Annotated in this window: 1 protein-coding gene; it reads right to left on the bottom strand. The window is 70.5% G+C overall.

Going from position 1 to position 1,640, the window contains the following annotated elements:
• Nucleotides 1–1,601: beta-ketoacyl synthase N-terminal-like domain-containing protein (locus ACWD3D_RS36780; RefSeq protein ID WP_451464982.1), on the bottom strand; the 1,601-nt coding region annotated here is incomplete at its 3' end.
• Nucleotides 1,602–1,640 lie beyond the last annotated feature (39 nt).

The raw sequence follows: 1,640 nt of genomic DNA, 5'->3' as shown, positions 1-1,640 counted from the left end.
GCCACCGCCAGATCACACTCACCACCCCGCAAAGCCTGCGCCGCCAGATGGATCGTCACCAACGACGACGAACACGCCGTGTCAACGCTGACCGCGGGACCTTCCAGACCCAAGACGTAGGAAAGCCGACCGGAGACCACCGAGCCCATCACGCCGGTGCCGAAGCCCTCGGTCCCGTCGCCGCCGTTCTCCCCGGTGCCGCCGACCCGGTCGTAATCGCGAGACATGACGCCCGCGAAGACACCGGTCCGCGAACCCCGCAGACCCAACGGATCGATGCCCGCCCGCTCGAACGCCTCCCAGGACACCTCCAGCATCAAACGCTGCTGCGGATCCATCGCCACCGCCTCGGCCGGCGAAATCCCGAAGAACCCGGCATCGAACCCCGCAACATCCGCCAGGAACCCACCACGCCGCACATAAGTCTTACCCAGCGCGTCCGGGTCCGGGTCGAACAACCCATCGACGTCCCAGCCACGATCCCCCGGGAAATCCCCGATGCCGTCCCCACCGGAACGCACCAACTCCCACAGCCCCTCCGGCGAGGCCACACCACCGGGATAACGGCAGCCCATACCCACGACCACGACCGGGTCCGAGTCCACGGGCACGGCCCGGACCGGGGTCGCCGCGGCGGTGAGTACCGCCTTGCCGTCGGGCATCAGCCGGTCCAGCAGGAACTCCGCCAGCACGGTCGGGTTCGGGTAGTCGAACACCAGCGAGGCCGGCAGCGTTACGCCGGAGGCCGTCTGCAGGCGGTTGCGGACGTTGATCCCGCCGAGCGAGTCCAGGCCGAGGTCCTTGAACGCCACGGCCGGACCGACGGCCGCCGCGTCGGCGTACCCGAGCACAGCGGCGACGGCCGAGGCGACCAGATCGATCAGAATCCGCCGCCTGCCCGCCGCGTCGACGGCACGCAGCCGGGACTCCAGCTGCGACACCGACTCGCCGACTGCGGCCGTACGACGCGTGGCCGGTACCAGCCCGCTCAGTGCCGGGGCCAGTTCACCGTCCCTGGCAAGCCGTCGCAGCACCGCCAGGTCCCACCACGCACCCACCAGATGCGCGGCCCCACCGGACAGCGCGGCGTCGAACAGCTCCACCGCCTGCTTCCGGGACAACGGCAGCACACCACCGGCCCCGATCCGCGCCGTCGCCTCGGCATCGAGCCGACCACCCATACCATCGCTGTCACCAGCGGCCCACAGGCCCCAGGACACCGACTGCCCGACCAGACCCCGCGCACGCCGCCACACCGCCAACCCGTCCAGGAACGTGTTCGCCGCCGCGTAGTTCGCCTGGCCCGGAGCACCCAGCACACCGGACAGCGAGGAAACCATGGCGAACAGGGACAGGCCGAGGTGCGCGGTCGCCTCGTGCAGGTACCAGGCGGCGTCCGCCTTCGCGGCCAACACCCGATCCAGGCGTGCGGGGGTCAGGGAACTGATCACACCGTCGTCCAGCACACCGGCCGCATGGACCACACCACACAGCTCGAAACCCTCCGGCACCGAAGCGACCAACCCCCGAACCGCATCACGGTCAGACACGTCGCAAGCCACCACCTCCACCACCGCCCCGGCGGCCTCCAACTCCGCCACCAACCCGGCAACACCCTCCGCCGCCCCACCACGCCGCGA

The organism is Streptomyces sp. NPDC002690, from assembly GCF_053592415.1.
The sequence above is the reverse complement of the archived record's forward strand: the minus strand, read 5'-3'. Positions and strand labels throughout refer to the sequence as shown.